This window comes from Salinivibrio sp. IB643 (genome assembly GCF_001996105.1).
In the GTDB taxonomy this organism is placed as follows: Bacteria; Pseudomonadota; Gammaproteobacteria; order Enterobacterales; family Vibrionaceae; genus Salinivibrio; species Salinivibrio costicola.
Genome location: NZ_MUFF01000012.1, coordinates 1 through 19,990, shown reverse-complemented (window position 1 = coordinate 19,990; position 19,990 = coordinate 1). Strand labels below are relative to the sequence as shown.

Genomic DNA, 19,990 nt, shown 5'->3' with positions numbered 1-19,990 from the left:
ACTCTGTTCGCTGCAAACAAGGGGCCTGAGCCCCTTTTTAATTTTCTTACCTATGACACGACTAAGCCTGCGCTTCTTCCTCAAGCGCCGCCAAGTGAGCGCTGGCTTGCTGAAGCTGGTACATCTGCCAATAGCGACCTTGCTGACGCAGCAGGCTTTGATGACGCCCTTGCTCAATCACGCGGCCACGATGCAAGACCAAGATGTTATCAGCCTCGGCAATAGTCGATAAACGGTGCGCAATCACTACCACTGTCATCTGCTGACGTAACCTATTTAATGCTTGCTGAACAAGCTCTTCGGTACCGGAATCGATATTGGCGGTGGCTTCATCAAGGATCAATATTTTAGGCTGACGGACTAACACCCGCGCTAGAGCCAATAGCTGACGTTGCCCAGCTGAGAACGTCATTCCCCCCTCGCCCAATTGAGTCTCTAAACCAGCAGGTAAGCCTTTCACGTACTCTGCCAATGCTACTTGCTCTAATGCATGCCAAATCACAGCATCGTCCAGTGTCTGTCCCAGCGCGATGTTTTCTTTTAAGCTGCCGGTTAACATGTGCGGATCTTGTTGCACCATCGCCACGCCCTCGCGCAAACTTTGATGGCTTAAGGTTTCAATCGGCAAACCACCCAGCGTTAACGTGCCTTTTCCTGGGCGATAAAACCCCATGAGTAATGACGCTAAGGTTGATTTACCGCTCCCCGTATGGCCCACCAGTGCCAGAAATCCGCCAGCAGGTACATTGACATTTACCTCTGACAACACTGGCGTTTCGCCATCATAAGAGAAGGATATATCACGCAGTGCAATGGCACCGTCAGGAATCGGTGTACTGTCATGACCATATTGCTCAGGCGGGGTATCCATCATCTCAAACAATCGCTCCCCCGCTGAAATCGCCTGCTGAAGCAGTGATAATTGTTGCATCATCTCAATCAGCGGCTCAGTGATTCGACCCAGGTAACTCAAAAAAGCATAGAGCACCCCGACGCCAATCACTTCCATTCCACTGACGCCGAAAATTGCCACTAAGGACAGCAAGGCGGCACCGGAGAGCAAATCAATCAAGGGACGGAGATAGATCCCGTTAAGGCGCTGAATGGTGACCATGGCATCCAAGTGATCCGCCGTCATCGTTTGAAAACGGGAAGAAAACGCCTGCTCTTGCTGCATCAATTGGATAAGATTCATGCCCTGTACCGACTCGTTCATCACCCCGTTGATATCAGCAAGTCGGTCTCGCGCTCGTCGATAGGCGGGCGCTGAGCGTTTTTGATACCGTACCATTACCAAGATGACACAGGGCAATAACACCAGCACGACTAACGTCAGTTCAATACTGAGCATCAGCATCGCCACCAGCATCACGCTAATCAAGGCGATGTTGCGTAAAAAAGTCGAAAGCACCGACACATACAGCTCTTTCAACGACTCGGTGTCATTGGTTAAGCGCGAGACAATCCGTCCCATCGGCACATAGTCAAACGCGGATAACGGCTGTTTGATCACATTGGCAAACACGGTTTTTCGAATCCGCTGAATAATCGCCACCGCCATGGTGTTAAAGCGTAACTCGTACTGATACTGGAAGCCGGCCGAAACAATGGTGGATACAATGTACCCCACCGCAAGCGCCCACATGATCATCGCCGGATAATGGTCTTTGGCAACATAGCTATCAAGAAAGATTTGCACCAAATAAGGGCCGGTCACTTCCGCCACCGCGGCTACCAATAAGAAAATGGCGGCAATCACAAACTGGCGACGATCGCGACGCATATAGCTTAATAGCCGATATAAAATCTCTCGCTTAGTCATTGCGCGGCTCCTCATCGGCATCCAGTGCCGCTTCCAGCTGCTGATATTGATGCATTTCTTGATACCATCCTGGCTGTTGAATCAATTGACGATGCTGACCGCGCTCGCGTATTTGGCCATGACTAAGCACCACGATTTCGTCGGCGCTTTCCAAGGCCGATAAGCGGTGAGCAATCACGATCGTGGTACGCGTTTGTTGATGCTGTTGTAGATTCTGCAAAATCCGATGCTCAGTGTCACCATCAACCGCCGACAAGGCATCATCCAAAATCAAACACTCGGCACCCACCAATAATGCGCGAGCAATCGAAATCCGCTGCTTTTGCCCACCGGACAGAGTAATCCCCTTTTCTCCAACAGCCGTTTGATAGCCCTGCGGCAACTGACGAATATCCTCGTCAATACAAGCCAAGTGAGCCGCGTGTTCAATCTCCGCTTGATTTGCGTCGGGGCGACCGAGGGCGATGTTTTCCGCAATCGATCGCGAGAACAAAAACGGTGTTTGCGTCACCACCGCAAAACGTTGTCGCCACGACGACAAATCAGCGTTCGCAATCGATACATCACCATAACGAATATCGCCTTTTTCCAACGTAGTCAGATGCAATAGAAGTTGTAACAAGGTGGACTTGCCGCTGCCAACCGGGCCCGCAATCCCCAGCATTGCCCCTGGCGAGAGGGTCACATGGATATCTTTGAGGGCAAAACTGTCATCCGGTTGCCACTTAAACTGCTCAATGGCTAGCGTCAACGGCTGCATGGTGTCTGGCAGCGGCGTGTCACCACCAACAATGTCTGGCTGCTCTTGCATCAGCGCATCAATACGGGTCCACGCCGCTCGGCCCCGTTCGATAATATTGAACAGCCAGGCGATCGCGAGCATCGGCCAAATCATCAAACCTTGGTACAAGGTAAACGCGGTAAGATCCCCTAACGAAATCTCACCGTTAGCAACCAAATAGCCACCACCGGACACGGTAAAGAAAAACGACGCGCCAATGGTGCCTTGGATCACCGGCGAAAACAGCGCATCAACCCGCGCCACCGCGAGGTTTTTCTCCCCAGTGCGATCGGCGACTTGATCAAACTGATTCATTTGATGCTGCTCTAAGCCGAATGCACGCACCATACGCACTGCTGACAGTGAGGACTGACTTACCTCTGACAGATCAGAAAACGCCGCTTGTGACTCGGTGAAGGTATGATGTAAACGGCGCCCAAACCGATTGACTAAAAAGGCCATCACCGGCATCGGCAACAGCGCTAAAATCGTCAGTTGCCAACTGATTTGGCTGACCATCACAATCAATACCGCCGCACCTGTGATAATGGAATCACCCGCGGTCAGGACTCCCTCTCCGGCGGTCATCACCACCGCTTTTACATCATTAGTGGAGCGCGCCATGATATCGCCACTCGGATAGCGACGGAAAAAATGCGGAGATTGGCGAGTAAAGTGATCATAAAGCCGATTACGCAGCACAGAGCCAAGCTCCGCCGCCGCACCGAAAAGCCACACTCGCCAAACAATGCGCAGCAGATACACCACCCCCCAGATAGCCAGCATGCCCGCTAATAGCCATAACAGTGTTTGCGTAGAAATATCCCCCGCAACCACGCCGTCGACCACATGGCCCACGGCCATCGGCGGGATCAGCTCGAAGACAGAGACAAATACCAAAATAATCATGGCGCCGAGATAACGACGCCATTCACGTTTAAAAAACCAGCCTAACTGCCAAAACACCTTCATGAGGGCTCCTTATTCTCCCCGCCTTTTATTATTTATCTGACCTATCCGATCGGTAGGGCGGTGGTGTATTTAAGTGCTTCCATGGCGAACGTTGATGTCACATTATTCAGACTTGGCACAGAATTGACCAGCTTTTTATAAAAATGATCAAATCGAGTCATATCAGCCACCTGCACCTTCATCATGTAATCATACTCACCTGCCATGCGATAGAATTCCATCACCTCAGGAAACTCAGTCACCACCTCCGTAAAGGTTTTGTACCACTGCTCACTGTGGTCATTGGTTTTGATGTGGACGAAGGCGGTAAAGGCTAGGCCAACGGTTTCCGGGTCAAGCAATGCCACCCGCCCGCGGATCACGCCTTGTGATTCCAGCCGTTTCAGCCGCTTCCAACAGGGGGTGGTGGTTAAATTCACCCGTTCGGCCAACGCAGCCACAGACCAGTTGGCATCTTCCTGCAGCGCCGCGAGTAAAGTGCGATCTATCTCATCTAAAGTGACAGTCATGAAAATTTATTTCCATTAAGTATTATTTAAGAGTTTATTTTTCTCTTTTGGCGTCATTATAGAGCAAAAATAGCAAGGTTTTTATCCCACACTTTACGTAAACTGGTGCTAATTACGCATTCGGAGACGCATGATGACAACCCCACAGCCTTGCCATACTTGGGTCGGTAACGCGATTCGCCTGATTGAAGCGGACTTTAAACGCTCTGCAGATACGCATTTAATTAAGCTCGATCTCCCTAGCTTTACAGACATTGATATCTATCTTAAAGACGAGAGCACCCACCCGACCGGTAGCTTGAAGCATCGCTTGGCGCGTTCTTTGTTTTTGTACGGCTTATGTAATGGTTGGATTGATGAGCACACCACCATTATTGAGAGCTCATCAGGCAGTACTGCCATTTCCGAAGCGTATTTTGCCCGTCTGCTTGGTTTACGTTTTATTGCCGTAGTGCCCAAAAACACTGCGTGTAAGAAGATTGAGCAAATCCGTTTTTATGGCGGTGAAGCGCACTTTGTCGAGCGGTCAGACCAGATCTATGCCGAGTCTCGCCGCCTTGCTAAAGAGCTAAACGGCCATTACATGGACCAGTTTACCTATGCCGAGCGAGCAACGGACTGGCGTAGCAATAACAACATTGCCAACCGTATTTTTGATCAAATGCAGTACGAGCGCTTTCCGATCCCTCGCTGGATTGTGATGAGCCCAGGCACCGGCGGTACCTCAGCGACCATTGGCCGTTACATTCGTTATCGTTGCCAACCGACTCAGCTGATGGTGGCCGATGCTGAGCACTCGGTGTTTCACGATTACTACCTCACCGGCGATAAAAACTTAACGACGGATGAGAGCAGTCGGATTGAAGGGATTGGACGGCCACGTGTCGAGCCCAGCTTTATTCCCGGCGTGATTGATAGAATGACCACAGTGCCGGACACTCACAGTATCGCCACCATTCACTGGCTAGAAAGCCAGCTTGGCCGCAAAGCCGGTGCGTCCACGGGTACTAACCTGTACGGCGTCTTGATGCTGGCGAATGAAATGCGCGCCAACGGCGAGAAAGGCTCTATCGTCACCTTACTATGTGACAGCGGCGAGCGCTACCTAGACACCTATTACAACCCTGATTGGGTACGCGAGCACATTGGCGCGCTCGACCAAGCGACCCATGATTTGCAGACGGTGTTGGGGTAACGCGCCATCGTCTATACAGACGTTGTATGCATTCCCACGCAGGAGCGTGGGAACGAGCAATCGTCGCCGATGGCACCACCGATATATAAATCAGGCGTAGGTCGGTATAAGCGCCAGCACAATGCCAATCATTATCACGATATGGGCCGCGCGCCATCCGACATCGGGGTCAAAATTGGCGCCAAACGTGACAGGCGCCCGTTGACAATGTGCACATACCCATCATCGTGCTGGGGCTTGTGTCATCGTCGCCAATGGCACCATTGCAGTTAATTTAGCAGCTTAGCAAGCTAATCTATAGCTTGAGGTAAAGATCAAACCCGGCGGGCGCGAATGGTGCGGCCTTTCACTTTTCCATCATTCAACTTACGCAACGCGGCTTTAACGCAAGATTGTGACACTGCAATAAACGCCACATTATCGAGCACATTGATTTTACCCACCTGTTTACCGTCAATACCATCTTGACCGGTTAGTGCGCCTAAAATATCGCCCGCGCGTACTTTTTGCTTTTTACCCGAGTCAATCATCAAGGTTGCCATCTCAGGCTGGTAAGGCGCAGTGTCAAGCAAGTGCTGCGACGGCAGAGATTCAGGGAGAAAATCGCGGTCATATTGATCGCCAATCATCGCCAGCTTATAGTGCTCAGCATCGTTATACAGAGAACACGCCACCCCTTTTTTGCCAGCGCGACCGGTACGGCCGACGCGGTGCACGTGAGTTTGCGGATCGTGGGCGAGTTGATAGTTGATCACCATATCCATGTCATCAATGTCTAAGCCTCGCGCGGCGACATCAGTGGCCACCAGCACGGACGCACTTTTGTTGGCAAATTTTACCAAAGTGCGCTCACGGCCACGCTGTTCAATATCGCCATGCAAGGCAACAGCGCTAAAACCATCATCTTCTAAGTTATCGCACACTTGTTGTGTTTGGACTTTGGTCGTACAGAACACCACACAACTTTGCGGCTGAAAGTGCAATAACAGTAGTTTTAACGCTTGGTAACGCTGCCTGTTATCATCAACTTTATAGACGTGTTGCGAGATTGTACTTTGCGTTTGCACCTCATCCACTTTAACGGAGACAGGGTGGCTCAGCACTCGCTGGGCAATAGCATTGATCGAGCGCGGGAAGGTGGCGCTGAATAATAAGGTTTGGCGATGAGCGGGAACACGCGCAATGATAGCATCCAAGGTATCTTGGAAGCCCATATCCAGCATCTGATCGGCTTCATCCAACACCAAGGTTTCAACATCATCGAGGCGCAATGTACCCTTGCGTAAATGATCGTCGACACGCCCTGGAGTGCCGACAATAATGTGTGCACCATGCTCCAGTGAGCCAATTTGTGGGCCAATCGATACCCCGCCACACAGTGTCAGTACTTTGACATTATGGCGGCCACGCGCCAACTTGCGCATCTCCTCAGCGACTTGCTCGGCCAACTCACGGGTTGGACACAGCACCAAAGATTGCACGCGAAAGCGCTTCACGTTCAGTTTGGCTAACACGCCAAGGCTAAACGCCGCTGTTTTCCCTGAACCTGTCTTTGCTTGAGCAATAATGTCTTTACCATCGAGCACAGACGGCAAGCTCTGCGCCTGAATCGGTGTCATTTCGGTGTAACCCAGCGTCGCTAAGTTATCGAGTAAATCAGCAGGTAACGCGAGCGAGGAAAAAGCGGTATCAGTCAAAGTCGTATCCACAGCAAAAGTAAACAAAGCCGCGCCCAAGCACGGCCAAAAAGGGGGCGTATCATACCAGAATCTGGCTGCTGCCACATTAGTCGATTATAGCCACACGCTTTGCTCCCTACTTTGCCACTTTATTCATTCTGTTACGCAATTGTTAGACCAAGCTCCGTATTTACACTTGCCCAGCTTGTCTTGTCATTGTGCTTGGTGTGCAATCAAGGCACACAATAAAGGAGGATTGTCTTGTGGCAAATATCCCAGTAGAAAACTACCCACTCTCTCATACGCAGGCAATTGTTTGGAACGACATGGACGCCCTGCAACACATCAATAACACCGTGTACTTTCGCTATTTTGAAGATGTGCGCGTGGTGATGCTTGAAAAACTGGAAGTGTTCGAGCTAGCCAAACGACTGCATGTTGGCCCGGTGGTCGGCTCGACGCGCTGCGATTATCGCGCCCCTTTGGTGTATCCAGATACCATCACCACCGTGGCTTGGGTGGAAGATATTCAAGAAAAGCGCTATGCGATGAAGTATGAAATCTACAGTCACAATCAAGAGCGCTGTGTGGCCGAGGGCGAAGCTTTGATTGTCTATTGCGATTTTAACACCGGTAAAAGCTGCCCTATCCCAGCTGAAACGCTCGAAGGGTTAAAAGCCTTTGTGGCGAAACAGTAAGCATAGGGACGAACACTGCGCGTTGCCTAACGGATTACATCATCGCGTCTGGCTTGCTGTCGATACCACACAGGGGTACCATCCGTGCTCTGTGTAACACTGGGTAAGTAGCACCGCCAAAGGACAAACCGATGAAAAAAGCCGTTGTGGTATTTAGCGGAGGACAGGATTCAACCACCTGTTTGATTCAAGCGCAGGCAGCGTACGACGAAGTGCATTGCCTCACTTTCGACTATAACCAGCGTCACAAGCAAGAAATTGACGTTGCCCGTGAGATTGCTGCAAACCGCGAAGTCAGTGCGCACAAGGTATTAGATGTTGGCTTGCTCAACGAATTAGCGATTAGCTCGCTCACACGCGACAACATTCCCGTTTCTAACGCGCTGAACGAAAACGGCCTGCCCAATTCTTTTGTGCCGGGACGGAATATCTTGTTTTTGACGTTGGCCGGCATCTACGCCTATCAAATTGGCGCTGAGGCGGTGATCACCGGTGTCTGCGAAACTGACTTTTCGGGCTACCCCGATTGTCGTAATGATTTTATTCAATCGATGCAGCAAGCGCTTGAACGCGGCATGGACAGAAAACTCGCGCTAGTCACACCACTGATGTGGCTGAATAAAGCCGAGACCTGGGCACTGGCCGATCAGTATCACGCCCTCGATTTTGTGCGCGACCACACCCTAACCTGTTATAACGGGATTAAAGGCACTGGCTGTGGTGAATGTCCAGCCTGTCACTTACGTCAGCGTGGCTTAGATGACTACCTTGCCAATCAAACGGACGTGCAAGCCGCACTGCAACGCAAACAAGCCGAAAACGCGTAACAGCGCGCATCCCTGATAGTAACAAGAAATAAAAAACCGCCTCATCGCGAGGCGGTTTTTGTATCGAGCATACAACAGCGGCTATTTATGCGGCTCATCATGCGGATGGGTATCAAACTCACCATGACTGGTCCGATGCACGGTTTCCACTGCCAACGCTTTATCTAATTGCTGCGCCACATACTCAGGCGAATGGGTATGTACCGAGAGCAAGCGATACATCGCTGGGATCACCAGCAAGGTGACAAAGGTCGCAAAGGCCATGCCGGTGAAGATCACCGTCCCAACCGCGATACGACTCTCTGCCCCCGCCCCGGTTGACAGGATCAGCGGGATCATCCCTGCCAAGGTGGTAAACGCCGTCATCAAAATCGGTCGCAAGCGACGGACTGACGCATCGATAATCGCTTTTTCGAACGCAATGCCACGGTCACGTAATTGGTTAGCGAACTCCACAATCAAAATGCCGTTTTTGGTCACCATCCCAATCAGCATGATCAAACCAATTTGGCTATAGATATTGATCCCTTGGTTGGTCAGCCACAAACCTAAAAAGCCACCTAGCATCCCCATGGGCACCGTCAACATCACTACCAAGGGGTTGATAAAGCTTTCAAATTGCGCCGCTAACACCAAGTACGATACCAAGAGGGCTAAACCAAACACCACCAGCACGCTGGTTTGGTTGTCACGAAAGTCTTTCGACTCACCCGAGTAGCCTACCGAAATGTCGGCAGGCAGCATCTCGGCCGCTGCGGAATCGAGATAATCAAGCGCTTGACCTAGGGTCACATCTTCACCTAAGTGCGCCGATACGGTAATCGATTTTTGCTTGTTGGTATGGCTTAAACGCTGCGCAGACGCCGTTTCTTCTACCGAGGTCACCGCATCCAGCGAGACCAATTGACCGCTACGGCTGCGCATGTAAATACGGCTAAGATCACTCTTACTGCTAAACGCATTTTCATCGCCACGGACATACACATCGTATTCTTCACCACGATCCACATAGCTGGTCTGGGCGCGGCCACCGAGCATGACTTCCAGAGTATCTGAAACATCCCGTACCGAGATCCCGAGTTCAGACGCACGGCGACGATCCACTTTCACGACTAGCTCTGGTGTATTTTGGCTGTAGTCGTAATCGGGACTTTCAATCATGCCCGCTTCGCGCCCCATTTCACCTAGTTTTTCCGCCCAGTTATGAAGTTCCGGGTAATCCGGGCCACTGAGCACAAATTGCACTGGCTCAGAGCTTCGGCCACCAAAGCCAGGCGCAAACGGGAACACTTGCACATCTGGCACACCGTTTAGCACCTGACGCACTTCTCCGAGAATGGCTTGCGCTGAGCGATCGCGCTCATCCCAATCCGGTAAAAGCATGATCACAAAGCCGGTTTGATCGCCGGCACGACCACCAAACGCGGGCGTCTGCAAGCTCACCGAACTCAAGGTGCCCGCTTCCACCAGTGGCATTAAGCGCTGTTCAATTTGCTCAATGTTGCCCACCATGCGGTTATAAGCCGTCCCTTCAGCGCCTTTCACAAAGGCTAACAGTACACCACGGTCTTCTTGCGGCACCAACTGAGACGGTAAAGATTGCATTAACGCCCCACTGCCACCAAGGCAAAGTAGGATTACTACTGGGGCCATCCAACGCCAGCGCAGCACCTGCACTAAAGCGCGCCGATAATAGCTTTCAAGCCGCTCAAACCCACGTGTCACAATGCGGTTGACCGGACTGGATGACACATTTAAGCGCAGTAACTTACTGCCCAGCACGGGCGTCAGCGTCAGAGCAATCAAGGATGAACACAACACGGTCACGGCCAGCATCACCGCAAATTCTGTGAATAGCTTGCCTATCATGCCGTCCATATAGGTAATGGGTAAGAACACCATCACCAGCACCGCCGTGGTCGCAATCACCGCAAAGCCAACTTCTCGCGTCCCGCGGTACGCGGCCACCAAGGGTTTATCGCCTTGCTGTAAATGATGGAAGATATTTTCGACCACCACGATGGCATCATCCACCACTAACCCAATCGCTAAGATCAGCGCCATTAAGGTGAGAAGATTAATCGAGAATCCCAGTGCCGAGGCGACGATAAAGGCCGAAATCAATGATACGGGCACGGTCACCGCGGGAATCAGTGTCGCACGCGCTTGGCCGATAAAGATATACAATACCAGCACCACCAACGCACCAGTCACAAAGAGCGTGCTGTACACTTCCTCTATCGATCGCTCGATAAATATGGTGGTGTCATAATCGACCCACAGACGCGTGCCTTCAGGGAGAAACGCCTGCATATCATCCACGAGCTTATGGGCACGATCAGAGATATCAAGCGGATTGGCACCGGATTGTGGGATCAAGGCCAAACTCAGGTTGTTGATACCATTATTTTTATAGGTGGCATCTTCATTACGTGAGCCAATAGCGACGTCCGCCACATCCGACAAATAAATCGCCGTACCATCGGCCGTGGTACGGATCACCAGCTGTTTAAAATCTTCCGCATCACGATATAAACGATCGCTACGCACCGGCATGGTCATCACGTCATTACGGATTTCCCCGCCCGGGCTTTCTAGGTTTTCCTCCCGCAATGCATCGAGAATATCTTGGGTCGTGACCCCATGTCCTGCCATCTGGGTGGGGTTCAGTTTGACATACATCACTTTATACAGCGCGCCGTATAAGTCGACCGAGCTCACCCCAGAAATCAAACTGAATCTGTCTTCCAGGGTGCGCTGAGCGTACTCGGTAAGCTGGTTGCGATCCATTTCCGATGACGCTAGGTTGATGTATATCGCTGCTTCACCGGTGCCGTTATCTTTATACACGATTGGATCATCGGCATCATCGGGCAATCCTCCTTGCGCACGCGCCACCGCATCGCGCACGTCACTCACCCCTTCAGTCAAGGGATGATCGAGGTTAAATTCCACCGTGATGCGCGATGAACCATTACGACTGACTGACGTAATTTCATCAATACCGCTGATCCCGGACAGCTCATCTTCAATCAACTGTGTGACTTGGCTTTCCATAATGCTTGCCGACGCGCCCGAATATCCGGTGTAAATGCTCACCACAGGGCTATCAATATCCGGCATCTCACGCACAGAGAGCGTCGAAAAAGACACAGCACCAAACACACATAGCAGTAAACTCAAAACCACCGCCATCACCGGCCGCTTCACCGACACATCAGATAACCACATTAGCTGGCCTCCGTCTCAGATGCGGTCTCATCGACACGACTTTGATCATCAGCTTGATGTTTAGGCGCTTCTGCATTTAACACTGATACTTGTGCGCCATCGCGCATGTTCACCAAGCCTTGTATGACGATGTTTTGCCCCGGTTCAAGTCCTTTACTCACTACCACTTGGTTATCAATGCGTGCACCGAGGGTAATTTCCGTACGATGGGCGATACCTTCATCATCAACACGAAACACATAGCGACGGGTGCCGGAATACTGCAGCGCTTGCACCGGGACAATCACCGCTTGCTGTTGTGGTAAGGCCAATTTTGCTTCCATCAGCATACCAGGTTGCAGCTGGCTTTCAGGGTTATCCAACGCGACCCGGACACCAACAGATAACGCGTCTTGATTGATACGCGAGTCCACGACCCGAATCTCACCTTTGAACGTTTTGTCCGGCCAAGCTTGGGAGGTCACTACCACCGGCATATCAGGATATAAGCGGCTGAAATACTGCTCTGGGACTTGGATATCCAAATTCATTCGCGACAGATTATCGAGACTGAACAAGGTTTCACCAATGTCCACACGCTGACCAACGCTAAGATCAAACAAACCGATACGCCCGGAAAATGGCGCGGTTAGGCGATGATCATCTAAATCAGATTGCGCCGACTGCAGACGGGCTTTGGCAATGTTGACGCTGGCTTGTTGTGCTTCCAACTCGGTTTGCGTCAATGCTCCGCGCTGCGCCAACTTATTGTATTCTTTAAGTTTACGCATTTCATCATTCAGATATGCCGACGCTTCCAGCACAGCCGCTTGGGCTTTGGCGCGGTTAAATGTCACCAAAGGTGCGTCCTTTTCAACCGTTTCCCCCGGCTGCACATGGACGGTTTCAATCCGTGCCGACACTTCCGATTCAATGCTGATCTGTTGATGAGCTTTGACGTTTCCCACTAACGACAGAGACGGTGAAACAGACTGGGTTTCTACCGGCGCGGTCATCACATCCACAGAGCGAGCGCCTGGTGGTGGCGCAGATGTCTCGTCGGTCGATGGCGCCGAGTCACCAAACTGCCAGTACGCGATCCCCGCCAACACAGCGACGCCCAATAGCATCCATTTTTTCATTGCATCACACCTTATTATTTGAATAGCACCAGTGTACTGATCTACTTTTTTTTGTCCTTAAAGAATTGTAAAGACGTTGTTTTTTATCGTTATTACATCCAAATTCGAGATTTAGCTACATAGCATTCAGACTTTGAAAACTCAGGCAGGTTTCAAAAAGCGATAAAAACAACGCTTATCGCTGATTTTGGGCGCAAGACGTTGAAAAAAACACCAACCGCATTCTGAGATTAAGAAAACCCTTTACAGCTCCAATCGGTTTGGTAAGATTCGCCCCAATCGCGTGGTGGAGTTCCCGAGCGGTCAAAGGGATCAGACTGTAAATCTGACGGCTCAGCCTTCGAAGGTTCGAATCCTTCCTCCACCACCAATTTTAYAAAGCAAGACTCCGTGGTGGAGTTCCCGAGCGGTCAAAGGGATCAGACTGTAAATCTGACGGCTCAGCCTTCGAAGGTTCGAATCCTTCCTCCACCACCATTTTTAAAGGGCCAGCATTTGCTGGCCCTTGTTTGTTGTGCGAAACAACACATTCTATTCGTTATCCACTCAAAGCCGCCCGCCCATGCGGCGACCACAAATCTTGCTCTGGCCCTTTAGGCACAATGCGCGTCGGATTAATGTTGCCGTGACTGTAGTAGTAATGGGTTTTGATATGGTGCATATCGACCGTTCCTGCCACGCCTGGCACTTGAAATAACTCTTTCATATAACAGAACAAATTGCAGTAGTCGGCGATACGTTGTTTGTTACATTTAAAGTGACCCACGTACACAGGATCAAAGCGGATTAAAGTGGTAAATAATCGCCAGTCTGCTTCTGTGATCTGATTCCCAGCCAGATAGCGGTTGCGACTCAGATGATCGTCCAATACCGTCAATGCACTGAATAGCTTATCAAAAGCGTCTTCATAAGCCGCTTGTTCGGTGGCAAAGCCACATTTATACACGCCGTTGTTCACGTTCGGATAAACAAATTCATTCCACTGATCGACCGCTGCACGCAGGTTTTCTGGGTAGTAGTCGTCATCATTCCCCGTAATGGCATTAAAGGCCGAATTAAACATCCGAATGATATCGGCCGATTCATTACTGACAATGGTCTGGGTTTGCTTATCCCACAAAATCGGCACAGTGACCCGGCCGGTATAGTCAGGTTTGGCTTGCGTGTAAAGCTGGTGAGCGTACTCAAACCCGTATAAAGGCTCGGGCTCGGAAAACGTCCAGCCATGCTCCAACATTTCGGGCGCGACAACAGTCACGTCGATATGGGGTTCAAGCCCTTTGAGATGACGCATAATCAAGGTGCGATGTGCCCACGGGCAAGCGAGAGATACATAGAGATGATAACGATCAGACGCTGCTGTAAAGCCAGTATCCCCGCTTGGGCCAGCTTCACCGCTCGCGGTTATCCAATGTCGGAATCCAGCATCTTCACGAACAAAGCGCCCGCCTGATGCTTTGGTGTCATACCACACATCGTGCCAAATACCGTCAATCAGTTTTCCCATAGGTCCTCCTTTCTTTCTATGTGCAGTATATGAAGCAACAATAGAAATGTCGGCAGACCCGATTGTTGGAGTTATTCGAAAAAACTGAGCAATGGCTCCGATATTGAGAATGTCATGATTTTGTTAGAACTTTCTTAATCGCCTTTTTCGCGTTTGACCTTCATTCACTATGTCCTCTACTGTGAACAGCGATGAATAAAAGGAGAAAATTGATGAAACGTTTATTTGCGACCCTACCTTTTGCGTTTTTTGTTGCAGCCAGTCTGCCAAGTTTCGCTGCCAATGAGACAACCGAAATGTCAGCAGATCAGCTGACTGACCAAGTGGTGAGCAGCTACGCAGAAGCGGCTGAACAGGTTGTTTCAATATCTAAAGACTATCAAAGTAAGCTCGAGAGCATCAGTGATGAAGAGCAAGCTAAAGCACTAATGATGGAAACGCAGAAAGAAATGGCGCAAGCCATTGAGGCAACAGGCCTATCCATTGAAGAATATAACAATGTCTTTCGTCAAGCGCGTGAAGATAAAGAACTGCAAAAGCAGATCAGCAACATGATCAATGAGTGAATATAGCTTGGAACAGGGCAAGTGTATTCTCTTGCCCTTATTGTTTAGGCTTGAGCCACCGAGACGTGCGATCTAGGTAGCCACAGCGAAATCACCGTCGTGATTAACAAGAAGGCGAACGAGACCCACAAACAGGCCGCTAACCCCCATACTTGGAACACCCAGCCCGACAACACCGTGCCAATTAATCGCCCCATCGCGTTGGCCATATAGTAAAAGCCCACGTCCAACGACACGCCATCGCCTTTGGCGTAGCTGACAATCAAGTAGGAATGCAGTGAAGAGTTAATCGCAAATATCGCTCCAAACACCATAAGCCCGACGATTATCACCCCTTGCGGATGCCACTGCTCACCAATCGCGTAAGCAATAACACCCGTCACCACGGCTAATAAACCTGCCCAACCTAACGCCGCTTTACCACCCGGTGAGTGCCCTGCTTGGCTCCCAGTAATTTTTGGGGCAATCCCTTGCACCACACCATAGGCAATCACCCACAGCGCAAGAAAGCCACCGACCATACTATGGCTCCAACCGAATGTGTTGCCCAAATAAATCGGTAAGGCGACGACAAACCACACGTCTCGCGCACCAAAGAGAAACATGCGTGCCGCTGAGAGGATATTGACGCTGCGCGACTTGGAAAATATTTCTGAAAACTTAGGCTTACTTTTAGCTTTACCTAAATCCGCTTTTAGTGACACTACACTGCCAATAAAGACCACCGTCAGCACACCGGCCATGGCTGCCACCGCGTATTGAAAGCCAATGAAAGACAACAGTGCACCACCGACAAAAAAGCCTGCCCCTTTGAGCGCGTTCTTAGAGCCCGTCAAGATCGCAATCCACTTAAACAGCGCACCCTGTGCATTATCGGGCACCAGGGTTTTGATCGCACTTTTCGCACTCATTTTATTGAGATCTTTCGCAATCCCAGATAGCGCTTGTGCTGCCATTACCCAAGGGATGGTGAGCCAAGCCGCGGGTACCGCCAGCATAGTAAGCGCCACAATTTGCATGCCTAGGCCAATATTCATGGTGCGGTTAAGCCCTAATCGAGCCCCTAACCAGCCGCCGACAAGATTGGTCACTACCCCAAAGAATTCGTAAAACAAAAACAGCGAGGCAATTTCTAAGGTGCCGTAGCCTAAGTCATAAAAGTACAGCACCACCAGCATCCGCAGTGCACCGTCGGTGATGGTGAAATTCCAATAATTAAAGGTCACCAGCATATACTGGCGCACAGATTGGCTTAATTGAGCAAACATAGTGGCCGTCTATTTAGGTTTGATAAAAGCGATAAATAAAGGCGATGCATTGTATGCACCGCCACCGTTAACAAGCATCACTTACTGATCGATAAGACCGACGTTGCGCACCAGCTCAGCGGTGCGCGTGGCGTAACCCATTTCGTTGTCATACCACGCATAGATTTTGACCATACGCTTACCCACCACCATAGTGGACAACCCGTCGACAATGGTAGAGCGCTGATCGCCACGGTAATCAATCGAGACTAAAGGACGCGCCTCAAAACCAAGAATGCCTTTAAGATCGCCGTCCGCGGCCTCTTGCAACAGTGCATTCACCTCTTCGGCGGTGGTATCGGTTTCCACATCAAAGATCACATCCGTCAACGACGCATTGGCAAGGGGGACACGCACCGCATGGCCATTAATCTTGCCTTTTAGATCCGGGAAAATTTCTACGATAGCGGTCGCCGATCCTGTAGTTGTCGGGATCAAACTCATGCCGCATGCGCGGGCACGACGTAAGTCTTTATGCGGCGCATCTAAAATCGTTTGGGTATTGGTTAAATCATGAATGGTGGTGAAGGTCGACTGCGCAATGCCCAGCTTTTCATGGATCACTTTCACAATCGGTGCCAGGCAGTTCGTGGTACACGACGCCGCAGTAACAATTCGATGTTTGCTCGGATCAAAAATCGCGTCATTGACGCCCACCACGATATTCGCCACACGCTCATCTTTGACCGGCGCAGAGACCACCACGCGCTTTACGCCTTGGTCCAAGTATTGTTGTAACAAATCCGCGTCACGGTGTTTTCCCGTTGCCTCAATCACCACATCACAACCTGACCAATCGACGGCATCAATCGCTTTTTCTTGGCTTGTCGTCAGTGTTTGGCCGTTAATCTGTACGCGGTTACCTTCTACACTCACCGCGTGATGCCAGCGCCCTTGTACCGAATCAAACTCCAGCAGATGCGCCAGCGTTTCGGTATCTCCCGCCACATCGTTAATATGCACAAACTCGAGCTCTGGCCAATCAAATGCTGCCCTTAATGCCAAACGACCGATACGGCCAAACCCATTGATTCCGACTTTAATTGTCATTGCTTTCTCCTTTACACGCAGCAGGTGGGGCGTGACGCCATTTTGGCCAGCCGCGTGATATCTTCTTGATAAGTGTCTTTTAGGCAGTTGGAATCAACTAACCCCTGAATTTGTTTGCGCATCCAGCCGGGTAAGTCAGCGGCTAAGCGATAAAACACCCATTGCCCTTGGCGCGTATCAACCAACACACCACTGGCCCGCAGTTGCGCCAAATGACGTGAGATCTTCGGCTGCGAGGTGTCTAGCGCTTCAGTGAGCTCGCACACACATAACTGCCCTTCACGAGCAATGAGCAACAAACATCGCACGCGCGTTTCATCGGCCAACAATTTGAAAAACTGGTGAGGCAACATACGCTCTCTCATGACGCTTTATTAAATGCACATATGGATATACGCATATTATTACCTTCCAACATGCACACAACCCTTATCAGTCAGTATTCATAAAAACTTCATATTAAATCGTATAGCGCCGTTTCATTCTTAGCGCGACATTCACTAAGGCAATCAACACCGGTACTTCCACCAGCGGCCCAATCACTCCTGCAAAGGCTTGATCAGAGTGAATGCCGAATACCGCAATCGCCACCGCAATCGCCAGTTCAAAGTTATTACCGGATGAGGTAAACGCAATTGATGCGTTGCGGTCATAGGGGATCCCCAGTTTTTTACCCACAAAGAAGCTAATAAAGAACATCAACACAAAGTAAGTTACCAGCGGTACGGCGATACGTAACACGTCAAGCGGCAACGCAATAATCGCCTCCCCTTTTAGGCTAAACATCAACACAATGGTCGCCAACAAAGCGATTAACGTTATCGGGGAAATACGTGGCAAAAAGACGTCTTCGTACCATTGTTCACCTTTTTTAGCGACCAACACGGTACGTGATAGATAGCCCGCCAAAAAAGGGATACCCAGATAAATCAGCACACTTTGCGCGATGTCCCCCATGGTCACATCCACCACATAGCTTTGTAACCCCAGCATAGGAGGTAAAACGGTGATAAATAGCCATGCCATCACACTATAGGTCAGGATCTGAAAGAGGCTATTCAGAGCCACTAGGGCCGCGCCATACTCTTTATTGCCACCACTGATGTCGTTCCACACCAAGACCATGGCAATACAGCGTGCTAAGCCAATTAGTATCACTCCTGCCATATAGCCTGGCTCATCACGTAAAAACAGCACCGCCAGCGCGAACATCAGAATAGGACCCACCACCCAGTTCATGATCAGCGACAGCGTGATGGCTTTTTTGTCGCGCGTGACCGAGCCTAGTAAACGATAATTCACTTTTGCCAGTGGCGGATACATCATTAAGATCAAGCCAATCGCCAGCGGCACATTGGTGCTGCCGACCGATAAGCGCTCACTGAGGGTCGCAACGTCGGGAAAAAGCCATCCCACACTGACCCCAATGGCCATGGCGAGAAAAATCCACACGGTTAAATACCGATCGAGCCATCCCATTTTTTGCGCGGCCGACGGTGCACAGGTTTCAGATTGAGTCATAAGACAAGTCCTTGGTTATTTGACGTTGAATCACTCGTGTTGCTCATGATGCGACACGCTACCTATTGATGATGTCCACAAGCCGTATTGCCCTGCATTACAGGCGTGACAGAGCTCAGAAGCGAGGGGTTATTGATAGCTGTGGTGCGCAAAACACCGCGCATCCACTCAGGTAAGGCTGGGTGTAATTGGTAATAGACCCACTTACCACGACGCTCTGCGACGACTAACTGATGCTTGCGTAGCTCCGCCAAATGCCGTGAAATTTTAGGCTGACTCAACGCCAGCGCCGTCATTAAATCGCACACACAAAGCTCACCATGCTCAGACAGCAGCAGTAAAGAGGTCAGCCGAGTGGGCTCAGATAAGGCTTTGTAAAACGTTAGGGTGTCACACATCGCTATAGTCTACTTTTCATACATATGGCATATCATATATATGGAATTCCATATGTCAATCTGGGCACTGGTAAATAATGATTAATTAAAAAGAGCGTGGTTTCGTCGACAAATTCTACCTCTTTGCCATCACTCGAATAGACTTTACGCTTTTTTTACGCGGCGAATGGCGACGTTTTTGATACATTACGGGCCTTCGTGAATGGTGTGAGCTTCGAGAATGTTACAGTCTCTTCGTCGATACCCTGTGTGGGCATCTTTTAGTATGCTCGGCGTCACTCTCCTACTTTGCTGGGGATTGAATGCCTTCTTCCCAGTGTAGTGGCATAGTGAATTTGGCCACCTGATTAGAGGTGTTAAGATACGCCTCATAGCATGACAGGTGAAACCATGACCAAACGCACAAGACGTACTTTCAGCGCTGAATTTAAACGTGAAGCCGCTGAGCTTGTTCTCGAACAAAACTACACGATTATCGAAGCAGCTACTGCCATGGGCGTGGGCAAATCCACCATGGACAAGTGGGTAAGACAACTGAGACAAGAGCAACAAGGCGTTACGCCTCATGCTTCCCMCATCACACAAGAGCAAATTGAAATTCGGGAGCTAAAGAAAAAGCTGGCGCGCCTTGAGGAGCATAATGACATTTTAAAAAAGGCTACCGCTCTCTTGATGTCCGACTCTCTGAACAATTCTCGATAATCGAGAAACTCAAGACGAGCTATCCAGTTAACAAACTGTGCCAAGTATTTAGCGTACATCGCAGCAGCTTTCGTCACTGGCAACAACGTTCAAAAAAGCCGCTA

Annotated in this window: 16 protein-coding genes, 2 tRNA genes and 1 pseudogene; 7 read left to right on the top strand and 12 right to left on the bottom strand. The window is 50.3% G+C overall.

Annotation, left to right across the window (positions count from 1 at the left end):
- Positions 1-61: 61 nt before the first annotated feature.
- Genes BZG77_RS07400 through BZG77_RS07390 form a run of 3 tightly spaced genes read right to left on the bottom strand, consistent with a single transcriptional unit; the run spans position 62 to position 4,084 of the window.
- Positions 62-1,822 (bottom strand): ABC transporter transmembrane domain-containing protein, encoded by a 1,761-nt coding sequence (locus BZG77_RS07400; RefSeq protein ID WP_077646761.1) that lies wholly within the window; start codon positions 1,820-1,822, stop codon positions 62-64.
- A complete protein-coding gene (locus BZG77_RS07395) occupies positions 1,815-3,575 on the bottom strand; it encodes an ABC transporter transmembrane domain-containing protein (RefSeq protein WP_077646760.1) in 1,761 nt (586 codons plus the stop codon). Before BZG77_RS07395 ends, BZG77_RS07400 begins: the two co-directional genes overlap by 8 nt.
- Before the next feature lie 41 nt (positions 3,576-3,616).
- Positions 3,617-4,084 (bottom strand): Lrp/AsnC family transcriptional regulator, encoded by a 468-nt coding sequence (locus BZG77_RS07390; protein WP_077646759.1) that lies wholly within the window; start codon positions 4,082-4,084, stop codon positions 3,617-3,619.
- A 133-nt stretch (positions 4,085-4,217) separates the two neighbouring features.
- On the opposite strand from BZG77_RS07390, the gene BZG77_RS07385 reads away from it, so the two are divergent.
- Positions 4,218-5,279, top strand: a complete 1,062-nt coding sequence (locus BZG77_RS07385; RefSeq protein ID WP_198532399.1) for a PLP-dependent cysteine synthase family protein — start codon at positions 4,218-4,220, stop codon at positions 5,277-5,279.
- A 314-nt stretch (positions 5,280-5,593) separates the two neighbouring features.
- On the opposite strand, the gene dbpA is transcribed toward BZG77_RS07385, so the two are convergent.
- Positions 5,594-6,976 (bottom strand): ATP-dependent RNA helicase DbpA, encoded by a 1,383-nt coding sequence (gene dbpA / locus BZG77_RS07380; RefSeq protein WP_077646794.1) that lies wholly within the window; start codon positions 6,974-6,976, stop codon positions 5,594-5,596.
- Between the two features lie 245 nt (positions 6,977-7,221).
- Between dbpA and BZG77_RS07375 the strand changes: the two genes are divergently transcribed.
- Complete coding sequence (locus BZG77_RS07375) at positions 7,222-7,656, top strand: acyl-CoA thioesterase (RefSeq protein ID WP_241844121.1); 435 nt, start codon at positions 7,222-7,224, stop codon at positions 7,654-7,656.
- 131 nt (positions 7,657-7,787) lie between these two features.
- A complete protein-coding gene (gene queC, locus BZG77_RS07370) occupies positions 7,788-8,483 on the top strand; it encodes a 7-cyano-7-deazaguanine synthase QueC (protein ID WP_077646757.1) in 696 nt (231 codons plus the stop codon).
- Between the two features lie 81 nt (positions 8,484-8,564).
- On the opposite strand, the gene BZG77_RS07365 is transcribed toward queC, so the two are convergent.
- Both BZG77_RS07365 and BZG77_RS07360 read right to left on the bottom strand, forming a co-directional pair.
- Positions 8,565-11,714, bottom strand: a complete 3,150-nt coding sequence (locus tag BZG77_RS07365; protein ID WP_077646756.1) for a multidrug efflux RND transporter permease subunit — start codon at positions 11,712-11,714, stop codon at positions 8,565-8,567.
- Complete coding sequence (locus BZG77_RS07360) at positions 11,714-12,835, bottom strand: efflux RND transporter periplasmic adaptor subunit (protein ID WP_077646755.1); 1,122 nt, start codon at positions 12,833-12,835, stop codon at positions 11,714-11,716. The genes BZG77_RS07365 and BZG77_RS07360 overlap by 1 nt, the downstream gene beginning before the upstream one ends.
- A gap of 285 nt (positions 12,836-13,120) precedes the next feature.
- On the opposite strand from BZG77_RS07360, the gene BZG77_RS07355 reads away from it, so the two are divergent.
- Both BZG77_RS07355 and BZG77_RS07350 read left to right on the top strand, forming a co-directional pair.
- A tRNA-Tyr gene (locus BZG77_RS07355) sits at positions 13,121-13,205 on the top strand.
- Positions 13,206-13,227: 22 nt separating this feature from the next.
- Positions 13,228-13,312: transfer RNA gene (locus BZG77_RS07350), tRNA-Tyr, on the top strand.
- A gap of 61 nt (positions 13,313-13,373) precedes the next feature.
- Here the strand turns inward: BZG77_RS07350 and BZG77_RS07345 are convergent.
- Entirely contained in the window at positions 13,374-14,342 is a 969-nt protein-coding gene (locus BZG77_RS07345; RefSeq protein WP_077646754.1) for a glutathione S-transferase family protein, read from the bottom strand.
- 212 nt (positions 14,343-14,554) lie between these two features.
- Here BZG77_RS07345 and BZG77_RS07340 point away from each other — a divergent pair, with 212 nt between their 5' ends.
- The gene (locus BZG77_RS07340) at positions 14,555-14,908 is read left to right on the top strand and encodes a DUF4168 domain-containing protein (RefSeq protein WP_158011424.1); all 354 of its coding nucleotides are present in this window, start codon (positions 14,555-14,557) and stop codon (positions 14,906-14,908) included.
- Between the two features lie 44 nt (positions 14,909-14,952).
- Here the strand turns inward: BZG77_RS07340 and arsJ are convergent, their stop codons facing one another.
- The 5 genes from arsJ to BZG77_RS07315 form a co-directional block, all read right to left on the bottom strand.
- Entirely contained in the window at positions 14,953-16,176 is a 1,224-nt protein-coding gene (gene arsJ / locus BZG77_RS07335) for an organoarsenical effux MFS transporter ArsJ (protein WP_077646752.1), read from the bottom strand.
- Positions 16,177-16,257: 81 nt separating this feature from the next.
- Positions 16,258-17,265, bottom strand: a complete 1,008-nt coding sequence (locus tag BZG77_RS07330) for an ArsJ-associated glyceraldehyde-3-phosphate dehydrogenase (protein WP_077646751.1) — start codon at positions 17,263-17,265, stop codon at positions 16,258-16,260.
- A gap of 11 nt (positions 17,266-17,276) precedes the next feature.
- Positions 17,277-17,618 (bottom strand): metalloregulator ArsR/SmtB family transcription factor, encoded by a 342-nt coding sequence (locus BZG77_RS07325; protein ID WP_021024015.1) that lies wholly within the window; start codon positions 17,616-17,618, stop codon positions 17,277-17,279.
- 106 nt (positions 17,619-17,724) lie between these two features.
- A complete protein-coding gene (gene arsB, locus BZG77_RS07320; protein ID WP_077646750.1) occupies positions 17,725-18,786 on the bottom strand; it encodes an ACR3 family arsenite efflux transporter in 1,062 nt (353 codons plus the stop codon).
- 62 nt (positions 18,787-18,848) lie between these two features.
- Positions 18,849-19,184, bottom strand: coding sequence for a metalloregulator ArsR/SmtB family transcription factor (locus BZG77_RS07315; protein WP_077646749.1), 336 nt, complete (start codon positions 19,182-19,184; stop codon positions 18,849-18,851).
- Positions 19,185-19,574: 390 nt separating this feature from the next.
- Here BZG77_RS07315 and BZG77_RS07310 point away from each other — a divergent pair.
- Positions 19,575-19,990, top strand: a pseudogene (locus tag BZG77_RS07310) (transposase); the annotation flags it as partial.